The sequence below is a fragment of the Mesorhizobium sp. M7A.F.Ca.AU.001.01.1.1 genome (genome assembly GCF_004022735.1).
Lineage (GTDB): Bacteria > Pseudomonadota > Alphaproteobacteria > Rhizobiales > Rhizobiaceae > Mesorhizobium > Mesorhizobium ciceri.
This window is the reverse complement of record NZ_RZPF01000038.1, coordinates 1-16127: the sequence shown is the minus strand read 5'-3', so window position 1 is coordinate 16127 and position 16127 is coordinate 1. Positions and strand designations below refer to the sequence as shown.

17 protein-coding genes are annotated in these 16127 nt (G+C 61.1%); 7 read left to right on the top strand and 10 right to left on the bottom strand.

Going from position 1 to position 16127, the window contains the following annotated elements:
* Window positions 1-228: 228 nt before the first annotated feature.
* From EN884_RS04355 to EN884_RS04345, 3 genes are all read right to left on the bottom strand, one after another.
* Window positions 229-1230: a zincin-like metallopeptidase domain-containing protein gene (locus EN884_RS04355; protein WP_063169241.1), complete on the bottom strand. Its 1002-nt coding sequence runs from the start codon at window positions 1228-1230 to the stop codon at window positions 229-231.
* Window positions 1231-1962: 732 nt separating this feature from the next.
* Window positions 1963-2247, bottom strand: a complete 285-nt coding sequence (locus EN884_RS39340) for a thioredoxin domain-containing protein (RefSeq protein WP_224570942.1) — start codon at window positions 2245-2247, stop codon at window positions 1963-1965.
* Between the two features lie 171 nt (window positions 2248-2418).
* Complete coding sequence (locus EN884_RS04345; RefSeq protein ID WP_210326676.1) at window positions 2419-3633, bottom strand: cation:dicarboxylase symporter family transporter; 1215 nt, start codon at window positions 3631-3633, stop codon at window positions 2419-2421.
* Between the two features lie 706 nt (window positions 3634-4339).
* Between EN884_RS04345 and EN884_RS04340 the strand changes: the two genes are divergently transcribed.
* Window positions 4340-4729 (top strand): hypothetical protein, encoded by a 390-nt coding sequence (locus EN884_RS04340; protein WP_024505560.1) that lies wholly within the window; start codon window positions 4340-4342, stop codon window positions 4727-4729.
* Window positions 4730-4918: 189 nt separating this feature from the next.
* On the opposite strand, the gene EN884_RS04335 is transcribed toward EN884_RS04340, so the two are convergent.
* The 3 genes from EN884_RS04335 to EN884_RS04330 form a co-directional block, all read right to left on the bottom strand.
* Complete coding sequence (locus EN884_RS04335) at window positions 4919-5164, bottom strand: hypothetical protein (RefSeq protein ID WP_063169243.1); 246 nt, start codon at window positions 5162-5164, stop codon at window positions 4919-4921.
* Between the two features lie 174 nt (window positions 5165-5338).
* The gene (locus EN884_RS40085; RefSeq protein ID WP_256754986.1) at window positions 5339-5473 is read right to left on the bottom strand and encodes a hypothetical protein; all 135 of its coding nucleotides are present in this window, start codon (window positions 5471-5473) and stop codon (window positions 5339-5341) included.
* Window positions 5466-5936 carry a hypothetical protein gene (locus EN884_RS04330; RefSeq protein WP_224570941.1) on the bottom strand — a complete coding sequence of 157 codons (471 nt, stop codon included), beginning with the start codon at window positions 5934-5936 and terminating at the stop codon, window positions 5466-5468. The genes EN884_RS40085 and EN884_RS04330 overlap by 8 nt, the downstream gene beginning before the upstream one ends.
* A 599-nt stretch (window positions 5937-6535) precedes the next feature.
* Between EN884_RS04330 and EN884_RS39335 the strand changes: the two genes are divergently transcribed.
* Complete coding sequence (locus tag EN884_RS39335) at window positions 6536-6784, top strand: DUF6074 family protein (protein WP_063169245.1); 249 nt, start codon at window positions 6536-6538, stop codon at window positions 6782-6784.
* A gap of 365 nt (window positions 6785-7149) precedes the next feature.
* Here EN884_RS39335 and EN884_RS04320 read toward each other — a convergent pair whose 3' ends face one another.
* From EN884_RS04320 to panB, 4 genes are all read right to left on the bottom strand, one after another.
* Entirely contained in the window at window positions 7150-7782 is a 633-nt protein-coding gene (locus EN884_RS04320; protein ID WP_063169246.1) for an acyl-homoserine-lactone synthase, read from the bottom strand.
* 92 nt (window positions 7783-7874) lie between these two features.
* Entirely contained in the window at window positions 7875-8594 is a 720-nt protein-coding gene (locus EN884_RS04315) for a LuxR family transcriptional regulator (protein WP_063169247.1), read from the bottom strand.
* A 98-nt stretch (window positions 8595-8692) separates the two neighbouring features.
* On the bottom strand, window positions 8693-9601 hold the full coding sequence (gene panC, locus EN884_RS04310; protein WP_063169248.1) for a pantoate--beta-alanine ligase: 909 nt from the start codon (window positions 9599-9601) through the stop codon (window positions 8693-8695).
* The gene (gene panB, locus EN884_RS04305) at window positions 9598-10434 is read right to left on the bottom strand and encodes a 3-methyl-2-oxobutanoate hydroxymethyltransferase (RefSeq protein ID WP_063169249.1); all 837 of its coding nucleotides are present in this window, start codon (window positions 10432-10434) and stop codon (window positions 9598-9600) included. Before panB ends, panC begins: the two co-directional genes overlap by 4 nt.
* Before the next feature lie 171 nt (window positions 10435-10605).
* Between panB and EN884_RS04300 the strand changes: the two genes are divergently transcribed.
* The 5 genes from EN884_RS04300 to bioB all read left to right on the top strand — a co-directional run.
* Complete coding sequence (locus tag EN884_RS04300; protein ID WP_024505567.1) at window positions 10606-11568, top strand: membrane protein; 963 nt, start codon at window positions 10606-10608, stop codon at window positions 11566-11568.
* A gap of 62 nt (window positions 11569-11630) precedes the next feature.
* Window positions 11631-12605 (top strand): quinolinate synthase NadA, encoded by a 975-nt coding sequence (gene nadA, locus EN884_RS04295; RefSeq protein WP_063169250.1) that lies wholly within the window; start codon window positions 11631-11633, stop codon window positions 12603-12605.
* Window positions 12602-14143 (top strand): L-aspartate oxidase, encoded by a 1542-nt coding sequence (locus EN884_RS04290; RefSeq protein ID WP_063169251.1) that lies wholly within the window; start codon window positions 12602-12604, stop codon window positions 14141-14143. Before nadA ends, EN884_RS04290 begins: the two co-directional genes overlap by 4 nt.
* 1 nt (window position 14144) lies before the next feature.
* Complete coding sequence (gene nadC, locus EN884_RS04285) at window positions 14145-15026, top strand: carboxylating nicotinate-nucleotide diphosphorylase (protein WP_063169252.1); 882 nt, start codon at window positions 14145-14147, stop codon at window positions 15024-15026.
* A 174-nt stretch (window positions 15027-15200) separates the two neighbouring features.
* Window positions 15201-16127: biotin synthase BioB (bioB, locus tag EN884_RS04280; RefSeq protein WP_245491896.1), on the top strand; the 927-nt coding region annotated here is incomplete at its 3' end.

Sequence of the window (16127 nt, the reverse complement as noted above, 5' to 3'; positions counted from 1 at the left end):
CGGCTGGCGGCGGCATGCCTGGCGGCATGGGCGGCGGCGGCATGGGCGGCATGGGCGGCATGGATTTCTAATCCAGCTCTGGCAGCTTTCGCAACGAGAGGGCGGCATCAATGCCGCCCTCTTTTTTTGCGAACCTCGGTCCGATGAACGATCGACGCCAACGCCGGCCATCGGCGTTAGGGCAACCTCAAAAGAACTGTCGAGTTGGTTGCGCGCGGCTTTGCGTCATCAGAGGCGCAAGGCGGTCGCGTGTGAGGATTGCGCGCTCCCATAGGCGGTTTCGGCATGTGCCTCGCCTTCGACATCGACATTGCGGCCAAGCAGGAAATCGGCGGCTTTCGAGGCATGGCTTGCGGCGCGGAAGATGGCGCGGTTGTCCTCGCGCAAAACCGTCAGCCATGAGCCGATGTAGTCGGCATGGCGCACGGTCGGCTCGATGCCGAGACTGCTGCAGATGAAGGCTGATGCGATTTCGGCGACCAGTTCCTCGCGCGCATAGGTGTTGGACCCGAAGGAGCCGGACAGGTCGCGCGCGAGTCGCCTCGGGTGGCCGGTCCAGTGGCCAAGCTCGTGAAAGCAGGTCCGGTAATAGTCGATCTGGTGGAAGAAAGCCGGCTGCGGCGGCACCTGTATGGTGTCGCTGCCGGGCATGTAGAAGGCGCGCTCGCCGCCGACGCGAAAATCAGCGCCGGTTGCATGAATGAGCGCCTCGGCCTGCGGGACCATCTCGCGCTCAGGCAGAGGCTCGCCGGCGGCGTAAAGATGTTCGGGCAGATTATCGCACTGCGCGACATTGAAGACGGTGAAGCGCTTCAGGAAGGGCACCGCCTGCGGTTCGTCGCCATCGGTGTCGGCGCGTTGCTTTTCGTTCTTGGGAACAAAGCGGTCAGCGTGAACGATGGTGGTGCCGTGCTCGCCCTTCCTGACATTGCCGCCAAGCGAAAGCGCCTGCCGGAAGGTGAGCCAGTTCTGGCTGGGGAAACCGCGCTCGATGACCGCGCCCCACAGGATCAGGATATTGATGCCGGAATATCGGCGCTGGGTGGCCGCATTCCGCGGCAGGCCGAGGCCTGTCCTTGCCCTGCCCCACGGCTTGACCCATGGCACGGTGCCGCGCTCCAGTTCGGCAATGATGCGGTCGGTGATTTCCTGATAAAGGCTGGCGCCGGTGCGCCCGCCGCTGTCTGCGCCAGCCTGTCGGCTGCCGCAACGTTTGTTGTTTGCACGCATCGTGATGTCCTCCGCTCTACAATCGCGCGCCCTCCCCGGAAGCGGGGTGGGCGGCAAAAGCGACCGGAAAGGCCCGCCGTCGGAGGCGGACTGCATCAGCAGGACCGGAACGGAGTGGAGGACCCGAAAGCGACAAGCGAAGGGTTGCGGGACGCCGCGGCGGGCCTAGAAGGGAGTGCTGCCCACCCTGCGCCAGGGGGAAGGCCACAATAGAAAGACGCCGGCCGACAGGCCGGCGACCGTCAGCAGCCGAAGGCTGCCCCGCGCCAGGGGGCGATGCCGCAGGGCCAAGACCGCCTGAGCTTGCCGAAGAAAAGCGGGCTCGGTTCACGAGCACCCGGCCAGCGACTTCAGGCGCGGGCGCTCAGGATTGTTGTTGGCGCCCACGGCAGCTGGATGACCGCAACAAGATTACGAGGAGCGACAGCAAAGCCAGCTGCCACAAACGGCACGCTCCGGCAACAACAGCGTGGCCGGTCTACAGATGCTGCCCCGCACGAGAGCCAGCACGCTTTGAGCGCGCATCGGCGATGCAAGCGTTGCAAGCTGGCCATGTCCACAAGGTCGGCGACCACTATATCGCCGACCACCAACGCGGGCGTACCGTCTAAGTGCAGACCTTTCGCGAGTGCGCGGACGCGCGCATTTCATCTGCGATGGCCGGATCTTGCATTCCCGCTTGAGCTGCTCAACGTCAAGGCCTACACGCGCTGCGATCTTGAGAGTGACCCTTCAACTGGGGGAAATCATAAGGGCGCGGTGGAATTCGTCGAACTTTCCCTGTTTTCTCGAGGCGAGTGCGGCGAAGGCTGGGAATTGGGAATCCGGTCCCAGGACCGGGAACTGTTTGATCACAAGCTTCAGATTGGGCTCATGCTTGAAGGCTTTTTGGTAGTTGATATCAGCCAGTCTGCAATGCGGACAGTTGTGGTAGTCATTGAATATGACCAGAACGGCATCGCCTTGCGGGTTGCCGGCGATTGGCGAAGGAGATCGTTGTCGAATGCGCCGCTCCACTTTTGCCTGTCGGTCGACCACGCCTGCCGGTGCAGGTTCGCGCTATATTGGCTCGCCAGCAAGGCGAGGAGTAAAAGAAGAGCTGCGACAGTGATGGCAGTCGGCTTAGACATGAGTCTCCAATCCATGGACGGCGTGGCAGCAACGGCCGCCTTTTTGGTGTAAAATGGGTCAGTTTTGATCGTGCCCCGCAGTTGCTACAGGCGCACAGGTGCCGGTGCGATCTGGCGGTTTCTCAAATACGGCTTTGCGCCATCGGGTCCACCCCAATAGCTGAGCGTCGTTCGCACGGGGAATTGTGTTCACCACGCCGGGCGACTTGACCGTCCACCGCCAGAGCGCTGAACGGTCCGCTAGTGAGGCGCTCCCCGAATCGTCGTTTATCCCGCTCGCCCCGGACCGGGTGACAGCCAGCGTTGCCGCTACGCTGCGGAGAAAAACCGTCAGCGCGTGGCATTCGGACATAAGCTGATCGACGCCAAGAATAAGCCCCACGGAGGTGACCGGTGCGGCCGGAACAAGAAAGAGCGTTGCAGCCATTGTGACGAGGCCTGCACCGGTAATGCGGGTTGTTCCGTTCGAAGGGAACAATGCGACAAACAGCATGAGGATCCGGCAGCCGATCGGGAGATCAGTTTTCGTCGCTTGGGCGATGAAAAGGGCGGCGAGCATCATATTCGTGCCGTCCAGATTGAATGGAATGAGACCCACGACCGAATGCGTGGCGCCGGCCTTTTCCATCTTCTCCATGAGCGAGGCCAGCGCGGCCTCTGAGGAGGACATTGCGAGCAGCAGCTCGTCCTTGATGTATCGGACGAGAGAGAAGAGCGAGCGGCCGTTGTAGCGGCAGACCGCGCCGAACAGGATCGAGAGGAACAGGACCGAGAGGAACAAGACTTGCAGGATGTCGCCTTCCGCGAAGGCACTGGCAATCGTTGACGGGATGATGTTCATCAGGAAGCTGGTCACGGACTGCTCGTGAGCCGTGGCCACATAGCCCTTAACGGCTTCGACATCGAGCGAGGCCGGATCGATGTTGAGGCCGGCGCCAGGCTGAACGATATTCGCGACAATCAGCCCGACAAGGAGTGCTAGCGTCGAGAAGGTAAGGAAATAAACCATCGCCTTGGCGGCAACTCGGCCGACCTTCTGCAGATCGCTCATGCCGGCAATGCCGGTCGCCATTGTCAGGAAGATGACAGGTACGGTGATTATCTTGACGACATCGACGAAGGCATCGCAGAGCGGCTTCAGGCTGTGGCCGGTCTCCAAATGGAAATAGCCGATTGCGGCACCCAGGATTATGGCGGCAAGTACCTGCACGTAGGTCCGGGCAAAATGGCGCTTGCGGGGCGCTAAGATCGCGCGGGGAACTCTTGGAACCAACACCGTCTCTCTCCTTGACCGGATCGGGGTGGGGCTCCTCCCTCTCCCATGCAGTGCTCCGGTCGAACGCTGCGCCCACTTCGGCGCAAACGATGTGCCAAATAGCAAGAGGGGAAAACGCGCAGGACCTCACGCAATGCTTGCGATTCGCTCTCCCACACTCGTGCAGTGGTTGCCTGTCGCAACTATGGAAGGGTCGATTCTGGGAACTCCAAAGGCCGCTCTTTGCGTCGACGCAGCTTGGCTGCCTGGAAGGTTCCCTCTTTGCCTTGCGGTCTGCGAGCTGGGTCCAGATGGTCATCATTTGGCTGCGCGCTGCACGGGGCTCGAAAGATTCAATCGAGGACGGGTCCTCTTGGAAAACGGGGGCAGCGTTGGTCAAGCCCTTCCACCCTGCTGTCCCAATGGTGTTCAGAAGCTCAGTTCACGATCAAGCGATGGATCAGCGTCATCTGGCGTTTGCGCCATCGCGGCGGCGTTGCAACGGGTCTGCCAAAGATGAGCAGGCCGCGAGGCAGGGTCCGAGACCTAGACTCCAACCTCATAGCGCGCTCGGCTCGCGTTCGGAAGGTTCGAACCGCAGCACGATCAGGTGGCGACACCGTTGGTCGGAACCGGAACCCGACGAATGATCGTTCGTGACCGACATCTGTGAACAAGCAGTATGTGTCATTGCAATCACCACCCGTTGCGCGGAAATGCCCATATGGCCGTGAATGAACTGGATTTGGTGATTTTCCAGATGGCGGTGGAAAGCGTCCGCTTGCTCTCTTCAAGCTTTGATGAGAAGGCGGCTGAGATAGCCACGAGGAGCCGTGGTAGCCTTCTTTTTGACGTGCGGGTGGACGGTGACCTGGAGGTCCAGCGAGTCGCAGCCATTGGATATCCAGGCGACAAGATCGGTGTGGTGGCATTGGACCGAGAGGGCCTTGTTAGCTGTTGTTGCCTTGTCAATGGCACCTTCTCACCTTTCATTGCACCGTTGGAGAACTGGACCAGCATGCCCCTTTCGATGCAGGCCCAGATCGATGTCACAGGCTATGCGAGGCTCCTTCTGGCCGCCTTGCGAAATGCTGGACATATGCTGGACAGGTAGCATCGCGATGATGTCTGTGATGAGATGGTGCAAACGGCTGGATGAGGCGATCGCTTGCTGGCAGCTTTGGCAACAAAGCGATCGGTGAGTTCGCAATGCTGGAACACGTCCTTTAGACTCTGCAGTTAAGTTAGCGGACTACCATCTGACGAATGCCCTCTGACAGTCTGCATGGCGCGGCATGCCCTCTTAGGAATGCAGCCGTGGTTCTACACCATCGGCTGTTTTTGTGTCGAAGGCGACGGGCACGCCATGAACGAAGGAAGCGGCCGCCAACAGTTCCTCCAACTCGCGGTCGGTGGCCTTGCATGCCGGCATTAGTGTTCGGATGGCGCGGATCGCCTGCGCCATGGAGAGAAAGCGGACCCTTCCCCTGGAAAGGACATAGGCTTCTGCGGCTTTTTCGACGGTGACGGTGTGAAACGAATTGGTCATGACGAATTCCTCCCTGAACCCTGACCAACCCGACTTATGGCACGAATTCGACCGCCTTCAAGCCTATGTCCGATTGCGGACAATCGCTGCGATTCGTTCAAAACCGCTGATGCTTTTGGGCGACCTGGTGAGGGGCAAGGAGACGTCGGCTGAACCCGTTTCAACCGACATGCTTCAGGCAGCGGCCAGGCCGAAATAACGCTGCTCCTCCTTGTCATAAGCGCCATGTGTGAGCTTTATCAATCCGGCACGGTCGATGATCGTGATCTCGCCGCGCTTGGCGTGCACCAGTCCTCGATACTCAAGCATTTGCAGGGCCGTGGTGACCCCGGGCGGTGGGCGCGAGCATGGTCGCCAGAAATTCATGCGTCGGGAGGATCTTATCTCCTTCCGCACGGTCGTGGACCATCAGCTGCCAGCGGGCCAGCCGTTCTTCGACCTTGGAGTGGCCATTGACCAGTGCCGTCCGGCATGATTGGACGAGGAACGCGTGGGCATAGTCCAGCACTGAGGTGCGAAGCGACGGGCTAATCGCAGGGCGAAGGTTTTCAACCGGCAGGCGCCAGGTAGTGCTTTCCTTTCCGAGAATGACGGCAATTCCTTTCATCCCGTCATAGCCGACAATGCCGACTTCACCTTGCCGCCCGCCGGTCATGGTGGCGACCACCGACGCGATGCCCCTCTCGGGAAAATATACGTTCTTGATCGGCTGATGCGCGACCTCCAACTTGTCCTTGATGCCCGGTTCGACGTGATGCAGCGATGGTCGCAAAAGCGCGAAGTCCTGCGGGGTGAGGGCTTCAGCACCTGGTCGCGAAAGAGGGATCGGGCAAGGCTCTCTTCCAACGGGGCAAGAGCGCGTACGTCTTACTGTCGGCTGCACCGAAGTAAATGCCGGCCGATGCCAAAGCATAGGCTTCGAAACGCGCGATTGCAAAGCCCTGTCGGGGCAGTGCAGTCATGCTAGAAGTCGCGCCGCCTACGATAGGCAGCGGATGACATGATTCCCTTCTGCGGCGGCCACCAAGAACGGCTCGGGCACGCTTTAATCGTTCATACACAAGCTCGCAGGAATGTAAGCAGCGGAACAGTCGGGTGATTCGTACCGCCCTGCCCTTTCAGAGATCAAGTCATTGGACGTCAATTCGGCTGGAACGCCTCGTCGAACGGCCCAGGAAAATGCAGCCGGATGAGCAATGGTGGTTCACCTTATGTGCGGTCCCGGATATGCGGTCCGGCGGCTCATCTCCCAATGGCTTGTCGATGGGGAAGTGGAACTCGTCATGTCGCCGCGAACCGTCACCGCGCTAGCGGGGCTCTTTTGAAGACGCCGGTGTTTTTCTTTGTGGAACTGAATCTGTGAGGTGATTGATGCATGAATCAAACATTTGCGTATTTCCGCTGCATCGGCGACGTATATTGGTCGAAAGTATCGCCCAGGCCCTCGAGACCAAGAACGGCGAGGCGGCGAGCGCGTTCTGGCGCTGTGCCGCCAAGAAAATGCTCATTCAATTGTCCGATGTAGGAATTGCGCCAGAGCTCGCTGCGCAGGAGGTTGGAAGCCTTCTTCATGCGGTCTTGGACGACATGGCCAACCGAACGGTAATGCACAAAGCATAGGCTCGGGCGCTGTTGGACCGCGCGTCAGCTCGGGTCCTTATCGGGGGACTGCTCCGACTGGCCGACGGTCCGGCCAAACCGGCATACCGGCAAAGCTTTGAGGTTGCGATCGCTCACGGCGGCCGGTCCAATATTCTAAGACGACCTCAGAAGCCACGTTGGCTTCTTTGGACGAAGCGGAGGGGCGCCATTTTGGCGTGCTCACGCTGGACTGCGGGTTGCGCCTACGGAAATCCAAAGTCCGGCCGCGCGAGCCAATCGACCGGAACAGTCGAAAGCTCGTGGGGCGGGTCCGCTCACCCTCACGGCGGCGGTGGCGGCCGTGAGCAGACTTAACTCAAGTCACGGCTGAGCATCCGCAGGCGCTATGCCGATTGGATGAGAACTGGTTGCCACAACACCGGCCCGTTGAGGCGTCCCCTCCAGCGGATGCGCAAGAGACTGGCGTAGGAAATATCGAGGAAGCCGGCGACTGCCTCGGTGTTGCCGACCTGCTTGGGCTGTCCGATACGTGACAACGGCCAGGTCGCGAGACGAAGGATCCTTTCGATGCGCGTATCTGTCACCGTTACGATCCCGGAGAGATTGTTGGCCAAGCCGAATTCGATGATCCCCGCGAAGAGCTCGTAGGTTGCTTGGGCCAGGCCGCCAGCTGCCTTCGGCGCTGTCGCAGGGAGATCGAGCGCGAAACGACTACTCTCCCAGATATCGGCACTCGCAGGGACCACCATCTCATCCAGCAGCGTCGGAAACGTATCGCGCAACATTGTCGGTCCGGTGGTCGGCAAAAGGCGGACGCAGCCGCAAGTTCGCCAATCGGACCCCTTGAGAAGCAGGTAGACGGGGTTCAGGCTGTCAAACGAGTCCGTTTCCATTTCGCCTTCGGTCTGCACTTCCCAATCGAGCCGCTTCTTGAAAACCCGATACCTAAGTCCGTGCATTTCCTTGAGTTCGCTCGCAAACTCGGCGTAGCAGTCGGGTGTTATCAGCTGCATCATTGTCGTCTCCGTGCGGGATGTGTCCACGCAATCGAAGGGCAAAGCCGTCATGAATGCAGCCTGTAGACCTTTACAGCTAGACTTGGAGAGGATCAGGATCTCGCCCGAGCAGCCATCCGCACTACGGCCTGGTTGATGGTTCGCACGCCAAGCTTCGCCTTGGCGTTTTCCTGATGGAAGGTCACGGTGCGTTTCGAGACACCGAGAATCTGGCTGATATCCCAGGCCGACTTGCCGCACGCCGCCCATTTCAGGCACTCGAACTCCCGCCGGGTGAGCATTATGCCATCTACCACGCAATCTTCGGCGAGCCTGCGCCGGGCATGGATATGAACGTTGATCGCAACCAGTTGCATTGCTTTTTCGTAGCGCGTCAGCGACCTCAGAAATGGCGGATGCGCCTCGTTGGAGGCGAAGGTCAGTGCGGCGAACCGGCCGCGATGATCATGCATCGACATGGTCAGTCCGCCGCGAATGCCGAACTCAGCTGCTTTTTCCAGGACTTCCTGCTGAGAGGTCGGCAAATAACGGTGATCGCGGTCCACACCCCAGTCGAAGGTATCCCAGCCCCGCAGTCCCCGCAGGATCACGGGATCCACGCTGTGGTAGCGCTGTTGCAGGTAATGTGATGTCCATGATGATGGATAATTCGAGATCAATCGCGGCCTGTCGCCGGAAGCGGATGGGTAGGTGAAATAAGCGAAGAGCGGAAAGTCGAACCCGGCTGCGGCGGACGCCATTGCCTCATGGAGATCGACGGCATCGACGCTTGCAGAGAGTTGCTCGACCAAGGTTTCAAATACGCGATGCATCTGCGCTTAGCGTACCTCGCGGAGGTTGCTGGAAGCCGACGGAGACGTGGTTCTAAATGATGGCCTGTCCCTGCAGGGCATACGACGCGCCGCCGTCATCACCGCAATTGCTGTGCTGCTTCCGATTGGAGAGAGCTCCGCCCACCTGACCAACTACCGATGGGTGATATTGCGACGTTATCGATGAGCCGCGTGTCGCCAAGCCAAGCCGCAGCAAGCAAGCGTGCCGGTCGGTCAAGGCTTGCTAACGATTGCAGGTCTGTTTCTCCGCGAAGCTCCAGGTATTCGAGCTCGCGATAGCCGGCAGCCAGAATTGCTGCACGCGCTTCATCAAGCGTAGGCAGGATGGGGGAGCCGCGTGCAAGCCGCTCGGCCGTATCGAGCAGGACCGATGCTAGTTTTGGGGCAATGGCGCGTTGGGCTGGGGAGAGCCGCACGTTACGCGACGATAGCGCAAGACCATCGGCTTCGCGGACTGTCGGACAGGGCACAATAGTGATCGGAATGTCGAGATCCCGGACCAAGCGCCTGACAAGCTGAAGTTGCTGAAAATCCTTTTCGCCAAAAAAGGCGAAGTCAGCGCCGGCCTGCAGGAAGAGCTTGGCCACGACCGTCGCCACGCCATTGAAATGGCCGAGCCGGAATGCGCCGCAAAGGCATTCGCTGATGCCGGACACTGAAACGGCCGTGGCGAAGCCCACCTGGTACATTTCCTCTGTGTCCGGCACATAGAGCAGATGCGTGCCCAGCAGAGCGAGCTTGGCAGCATCGTCGCTTTCCGTCCGAGGGTAGGCAATCAGGTCGGCGGGGCTGTTGAACTGCTTGGGGTTTACGAACAGCGTCACGATCACCCGCTCGGCCCTTTCGAGCGCCTTCCGCACGAGGCTCAGATGCCCGTCGTGCAAGGCTCCCATGGTCGGCACAATACCGATCGTGGCACCCGAGCGACGCCATTGCGCAACGACGCCGCGCAGCTCGCTCACGGTTCGAGCGATCGGCACGCTCATGTGAAGTCACCGGCCTTCAAGGCGTTGACATAGAGATGTTCGACCGCCGGAAAGTGCCGGTTCCGCATATCGGTGGCGTAAGCGGCGATTGCCGCCTCAGCCTGCTCACCGAGCTCGGCATAGCGTTTGACGAACTTCGGCCGAAATGAGGTGAAGAGCCCGAGCATATCGTGGCTCACCAGAATCTGGCCGTCGCAAGCTGGCGAGGCACCGATGCCGATGGTGGGTATGTCGATATCGGCGGTTATCTGCCGTGCAAGCTGCTCCGGTATCTTTTCCAGCACCAAGGAGAAGGCGCCAGCTTCAGTTACCGCCCTGGCGTCGCGCCTGATCCGCTCTGCATCGGCTCCCCGGCCCTGCACACGATAGCCTCCAAACGTGTTTACCGCCTGCGGCGTCAGGCCCACATGGGCCATGACAGGTACGCCGCGCGCGGTAAGGAAGCGGATGGTTTCCGCGATGGTCTCGCCGCCCTCGATCTTTACCGCTGAACAACCGGTCTCACCCATCACGCGCGCAGCGTTGCCGAAAGCGTGCTCTGGGCTTTCCTCGTAGGAACCGAAGGGCAGGTCGACGACCATCAGCGCGTGTTCAAGGCCGCGGCGAACGGCCTGTCCGTGCATGATCATCATGTCGAGCGTGACCCCCAGCGTCGACGACAGGCCGTGCAGCACCATGCCGACGCTGTCGCCGACAAGAACGATGTCGCAGTGGCGATCGAGCAGCCTCGCGACCGGCGTGGTGTAGGCCGTCAAGCATACAAGTGGCGTCTGGCCTTTTCGCGATCGAATATCTGGAGGAGTCATCCCTTTTATCTCACCAGCCGCGCTCAACCGAGGCCCCTTCCCTTACGTTACCAACAGCGGGTGTCGCGTTTGGCATATTTTTGTGCGACTGCGAAGAGCTAAAAACAGCGCTTGAGTACTCCGGTGTTGACGTGCTGGCTTCCAAGGTTACATTCAATCGATTAAGGCGCTCCGTTGGGCCAACCCGCTTTCGCAAACATGGATCCTCAGACAAGAAGAACCAAGAAAGGCAAAGCCGCCGTCAAAGCTGACGAAGCCAAAGTGGACCTGACTGCCGTCGTGGTCGCCGTAAACGACAGTGAGCCCTGTGTCCTCACAGTCGGTCATGCGGACACCCTCCCTTCTGGACCTTTTGCCCTTGAGCATCGATCACTGCAGTCGGGTTTGAGGGGGTGGGTGGAGCAGCAGACCGGCCATGCACTTGGATACATCGAGCAACTCTACACCTTCGCCGATCGCGATCGCATCGGCACTGAGCGCCACCAGCGCGTCATCTCAATCAGCTATCTCGCATTGACCAGGAAGGAACAGGCAACGAACTCGGCCGCGTGCGGCTGGCAAAGTTGGTACGAATATTTTCCCTGGGAGGACCACCGCTTCGGCACGCCGCCTGTGCTGCTCGATAGATTGCGGCCCCGCCTGATTGAGTGGGCCGGCGGCGCCAGCGAGCCGACCACTCAACGCGAGCGCCGGCAGCGCGCTGCGATAGCCTTCGGCTTCGACGACCGCCATTGGAACGAGGAACTCACGCTCCAACGCTACGAGTTGCTCTATGAAGCTGCTCTGATTGAGGAGGCCGGTGGCGGCAGGGACGCGATTGCGGCCGCGGCTGGCAAACCAATGGTCGCTGACCACCGTCGTATTCTGGCAACCGGGATCGCGCGGCTGCGTTCGAAGATCAAATACCGGCCGGTCGTGTTCGAGCTTATGCGGCCTTCCTTCACGCTGCTGCAACTGCAGCGAACCGTGGAAGCTTTGGCTGGCAGGCTGATCAACAAGCCGAACTTCCGGAGATTGGTCGAGCAGCAGGAACTTGTTGAGGAGACCGGGGAGACCTCCCTCGACACGGGCGGCCGACCGGCGAAGCTTTATCGCTTCCGGCATGCCGTCCTCGACGACAGGGCTATCGCCGGGACAAAATTACCGCTGGCGCGGGCTTGACATACTTATAGTCAAGGTAGATATATTCCCTTATTGTCAAACCGAATATAATCGAGGCGCCAATGACTGGGGCGTTACCTATGGCTGCGTCCTTGTATGAGCGTGTCCGGCGGGTGATCCCACCCGTTGAATGGCCCGCGTTCGCCGGCGATATTGAAGCCATCTTAGCGCTGAAGCGTGAGCGCAATGCGGTGGTGCTGGCGCACAATTACCAGACGCCCGAAATTTTTCATTGCGTGGCAGACATCGTCGGCGACAGCCTGGCGTTGGCCCACAAGGCGGTGACGGTCGACGCCGACATCATCGTGGTTGCCGGCGTTCATTTCATGGCCGAGACGGCAAAACTGCTCAATCCGAACAAGACCGTGCTCATCCCGGATCTCCGCGCCGGCTGCTCGCTGGCCGAATCGATCACGGCAAACGACGTGCGGCTAATGCGGCTGCGGTATCCGGGGGTCCCCGTTGTTACTTACGTCAACACTTCCGCCGCCGTAAAAGCGGAGTCCGACATCTGCTGCACGTCCGGCAACGCCAAGGCGGTGGTGGAATCGCTTGGCGTGGCGCGTGTGCTGATGCTCCCGGACGAATATCTGGCGAGGAACGTGGCAGCCGATACAGACGTCGAGATCATCGCCTGGAAAGGCCATTGCGAGGTGCATGAGCGCTTCACCGCAGCAGACATCCGGGAACTGCGCGATGCCCATCCAGGCGTCATCGTGCTGGCCCATCCAGAATGCCCACCAGACGTTGTCGCGGAGGCGGAGTTCTCCGGCTCGACCGCGGCGATGTCGGATTATGTCGAGCGTGAGAAACCGAAGCGTGTCGTCCTTCTGACCGAATGTTCGATGAGCGACAACGTCGCGGTCGCGCATCCCGACGTCGAGTTCGTTCGCCCATGCAATCTGTGCCCGCACATGAAGCGCATCAACCTGGCCAACATTCGCGCCGCACTCGAGCAGAACCGGCATGAGGTCCGGATTGATCCCGAAATTGCCGGCCCCGCCCGCCGCGCGGTCGAGCGCATGCTTTCCCTATGAGTCTGGAGGTTCGCGAAATCGCGGGGGCGCCGGTCGTCATCGGCGGCGGCATTGCCGGCCTGATGACGGCGCTTCATCTGGCGCCGGAACCGGTCGTGCTTTTGACCAACGCGCCGCTTGGAACCGGAGCCTGCAGTGAACTTGCCCAGGGCGGTCTTGCGGCAAGTCTCGGGGGCGACGACGGCCCAGATTTTCACCTTTGCGACACGATAGCTGCCGGCGACGGACTCTGCGATGAGGCCACGGTGCGGCGAGTGGTACGAGCTGCACCCGAAGCGATTAGGACGATCCAAAGGTTCGGCGTCGACTTCGACCAGCACCCTGACCGCGCGTTGCGACTTGGGCTCGAGGCGGCACACTCGCGACGGCGGATTGTGCATGCAGCCGGCGACGCCACCGGTCGCGAGTTGGTGCGCGCGCTCGTCGCCGCGGTTCGGCGTACAGCCTCGATCACCATTATCGAAAATGTGGAGGTCCGCCGGCTGGTCGTGCAGGACGGGTCGGTCATCGCCGTGGTCGCAGCAGGACGAGCCGGCGCGCTCGCTCTGCCCACGCGTCGCGCGGTGCTGGCGACCGGCGGCGTCGGCGGGCTGTTTTGCGACACGACAAACCCCGCTGGCTCATGGGGTCACGGGCTGGCGCTCGCCGCATGGGCGGGGGCGGAACTCGCCGACTTGGAATTCATACAGTTCCATCCAACTGCGCTCGACGGTCCGCGCCGGCCGATGCCGCTGGTGAGCGAAGCCGTGCGTGGCGAAGGCGCGGTGCTCATCGATGAGCGAGGAGAGCGCTTCCTCGCCGACACACCTGGCGGTGAACTTGCGCCTCGCGACGTCGTAGCGCGCGCCATTTGGCACCAGCTTGCCGTTGGACGCCGCGTATTCCTGGACGCACGGCAAAGTCTCGGCCCGAGATTTGGCAAGCGTTTTCCAGGCATCGCCGAATTGTGCCGGAGCGCAGGAATCGACCCAGCGACCGACCTGATCCCGGTGCGCCCGGCGGCACATTATCACATGGGCGGCGTCGCCGTAGACAGCGCCGGCCGCAGCTCCATCGAGGGATTGTGGGCCTGCGGTGAGGTGGCCTGTACCGGCCTGCACGGCGCCAACCGCCTGGCCAGCAACTCGCTCACCGAAGCGGCGGTCACCGCGAGCTGGGTTGCCGAAAGCGTTGCCGGCACGTCGTATACCCGGCGACCGCGCAGATGCTCCACATTCGTCCCTCCACGACCAGACGCTTCCGTGGTCCGCCCGATTGTCTCCGCCGCCCTGGGTATCATCCGCGACGGCGAGGCAATGCGCGAAGCGGTGGCGACCCTGCTGCCGATCGCAGCCAATAGTGTCGCTGCCTCTGGTCCGGCTTTGGTCTCACTGATGATCGCCGCGGCGGCCCTGAGGCGGGAAGAGAGTCGAGGCGCGCACTGTCGGTCCGATTTCCCGCTCCACGATGCCAACGTGCGCCCATCACGGCTGACACTGCACAGCGCAATGCGGGCCGCGGCCGCACTCGATTGCCGGGCTACCATACGGAGCACTTGATATGACTTCATTCTCCCCCCTCCCCGCGACCCTGATCGAACCGATTGTGCGCGTTGCGCTCCTCGAAGACCTGGGCAGATCCGGCGACCTGACCACCGATGCGGTTATCCCGTATGATTGCACTGCCACGTTGGTGCTCAAAGCGAGGCAGGCGGGCGTCGTTGCCGGGCTCGATCTGGTCTCGTATGCCTTCCTTCTCGTGGAACCGGCGATCAACATCCAGATCTGGCGCCCTGATGGCAGCGAGGTTGGGGCCGGGGAAACCATTGCAAGATTGTCCGGACCCGCACGAGGCCTGCTCACGGCCGAACGCACGGCCCTCAATTTCTTATGCCGGCTGAGCGGCATTGCCACTGCCACAGCGGCCATGGTTGAGGCCGTGCGCGGTCACAAGGCGAGGATTGTATCGACGCGAAAGACGACGCCCGGGCTGCGGGCATTGGAGAAATACGCCGTGCGCGTCGGCGGCGGTGCCAATCACCGGTTCGGCCTCGATGACGGCGTGCTCATAAAGGACAACCACATCGCGATCGCCGGCGATATGCGCACAGCAATAGAGCGGGCGCGCGCCGCAGCAGGGCATATGGTGAAGGTCGAGGTCGAGGTCGACACGCTGAAGCAGCTCGATGCAGCGCTCGCGATTGGTGTTGACGCGGTGCTGCTCGACAATATGTCGGTCGAGGATCTTGCCCGCGCGGTTTCTATAGTGGATGGCCGTACGATCACCGAGGCGTCCGGTCGGGTGATGCCGAAAACGGCGGCGGCGATTGCGGCGACCGGTGTCGATCTCATCTCCATGGGTTGGCTGACGCACAGCGCCCCGATCCTCGACATCGGCCTGGACATGCCGGACCACCAGAACATCTGCAAGCACTTGAACTGAGGATTACGGCGTGAGGAGCAACATCAGCTCGGCAGGCGTAGGAGGTGCTGGAAAGACGTGCCGCAGCTCGCCTTTAGCGAGTGCGCCCCAAAGCCAAGAAGGCGTACCGGACTAGCAAACAAAGGTTTGACGATGACGATTGGAATGAACTCGGAGTTCGACGTGAACCAGACCATGCAATCGGTCGACGGAACGCCTCCGCGATGGAACCGCAAAGAGGCCGAGGCCATCTACGGCATGCCATTCAACGATCTGCTGTTCCTGGCTCAGACGATCCACCGCCAGAACTTCGATCGAAACCGAGTGCAGCTGTCGCGGCTCCTTAGCATCAAGACCGGCGGGTGCCCCGAAGATTGCGGCTATTGCAGCCAGTCTGCGCATTACGAAACCGGTGTGAAGGCGTCGAAGCTGGTGGACGTCAAGCATGTCATCGACGAAGCGGCCAAGGCGCGTGATGGCGGCGCAACGCGCTATTGCATGGGCGCGGCGTGGCGAAGTCCCAAGGAGCGCGACATGGACGTTGTGGTCGCCATGATTGAGGGCGTCAAGGCCCTCGGCATGGAGACCTGCATGACGCTCGGCATGCTCGATCTTGAGCAAGCTGCTCGCCTGAAGCAGGCCGGTCTCGACTACTATAACCACAACATCGATACCTCTGAGCGCTACTATGGCGAGGTTATTTCAACCAGGACTTTTGCCGACCGGCTGAAAACGCTTGGGCACGTGCGCGCGGTTGGGATGAAAGTCTGCTGCGGCGGCATTGTCGGGATGGGAGAAGAAAAGACCGATCGCATCGACATGCTGGTCACGCTCGCGAACCTGCCCGAGCCGCCGGAAAGCGTGCCGATCAACATGCTTATTCCCATCGAAGGCACGCCGCTTGCCGCGGCCGACGCCATCGATCCGATCGATTTCGTCCGCATCGTTGCGCTCGCGCGGGTGATGATGCCGAAATCCTATGTAAGGCTGTCCGCCGGCAGGACGGCGATGAGCGACGAAACGCAGGCGCTGTGCTTCTTTGCCGGCGCCAATTCGATCTTTGTCGGCGACACGCTGCTGACGGCGGGAAATCCCGGCGAGGACAAGGATACCCTTCTGTTC

Bases quoted from the DNA above. Each gene is read 5' to 3' on its own strand.
- EN884_RS04355 (WP_063169241.1), bottom strand. From the start codon at position 1,230: ATGCGTGCAAACAACAAACGTTGCGGCAGCCGACAGGCTGGCGCAGAC.
- EN884_RS04340 (WP_024505560.1), top strand. From the start codon at position 4,340: ATGGCCGTGAATGAACTGGATTTGGTGATTTTCCAGATGGCGGTGGAA.
- EN884_RS04335 (WP_063169243.1), bottom strand. From the start codon at position 5,164: ATGACCAATTCGTTTCACACCGTCACCGTCGAAAAAGCCGCAGAAGCC.
- EN884_RS40085 (WP_256754986.1), bottom strand. From the start codon at position 5,473: ATGCTTGAGTATCGAGGACTGGTGCACGCCAAGCGCGGCGAGATCACG.
- EN884_RS39335 (WP_063169245.1), top strand. From the start codon at position 6,536: ATGCATGAATCAAACATTTGCGTATTTCCGCTGCATCGGCGACGTATA.
- EN884_RS04320 (WP_063169246.1), bottom strand. From the start codon at position 7,782: ATGATGCAGCTGATAACACCCGACTGCTACGCCGAGTTTGCGAGCGAA.
- EN884_RS04315 (WP_063169247.1), bottom strand. From the start codon at position 8,594: ATGCATCGCGTATTTGAAACCTTGGTCGAGCAACTCTCTGCAAGCGTC.
- panC (WP_063169248.1), bottom strand. From the start codon at position 9,601: ATGAGCGTGCCGATCGCTCGAACCGTGAGCGAGCTGCGCGGCGTCGTT.
- EN884_RS04300 (WP_024505567.1), top strand. From the start codon at position 10,606: ATGGATCCTCAGACAAGAAGAACCAAGAAAGGCAAAGCCGCCGTCAAA.
- nadA (WP_063169250.1), top strand. From the start codon at position 11,631: ATGACTGGGGCGTTACCTATGGCTGCGTCCTTGTATGAGCGTGTCCGG.
- EN884_RS04290 (WP_063169251.1), top strand. From the start codon at position 12,602: ATGAGTCTGGAGGTTCGCGAAATCGCGGGGGCGCCGGTCGTCATCGGC.
- nadC (WP_063169252.1), top strand. From the start codon at position 14,145: ATGACTTCATTCTCCCCCCTCCCCGCGACCCTGATCGAACCGATTGTG.